Source organism: Streptomyces carpinensis (genome assembly GCF_002154505.1).
Lineage (GTDB): Bacteria > Actinomycetota > Actinomycetes > Streptomycetales > Streptomycetaceae > Streptomyces > Streptomyces carpinensis.
Map to the genome: position 1 here is coordinate 7525 of NZ_MUBM01000119.1, position 319 is coordinate 7843.

Below are 319 nucleotides of genomic sequence, written 5' to 3' on the forward strand. Positions count from 1 at the left end.
TCCGCGTCGTGGACCGCGGCCGTGATCCCGATGACGACCAGGACGAGCAAGGCGATGCCGAGGACGATGCCGATGATGCCCGTGACGAAACCGGCCTGGGCCTGGCCGTGGTTGTCCGCCTCGCCCCGCTCGGCCTTGCGGCGGCCCTTGATGCCGAAGACCACGGCGAGGATGCCGAGCACGATCGAGACCACGCCGTACAGGCAGAACAGACAGCAGGACAGGATGCCGAGCACCATGGCCGCGATGCCCAGGCCGTTCTGCGGGGCCTGCGGCATGCCGGGCCAGCCGTAGGCCGTGTAGCCGGGATGTCCGGGCG

Annotated in this window: 1 pseudogene; it reads right to left on the reverse strand. The window is 70.2% G+C overall.

Annotation, left to right across the window (positions count from 1 at the left end):
• Positions 1–2: 2 nt before the first annotated feature.
• A pseudogene (locus BZY54_RS17080) lies at positions 3–319 on the reverse strand (DUF4190 domain-containing protein); the annotation flags it as partial.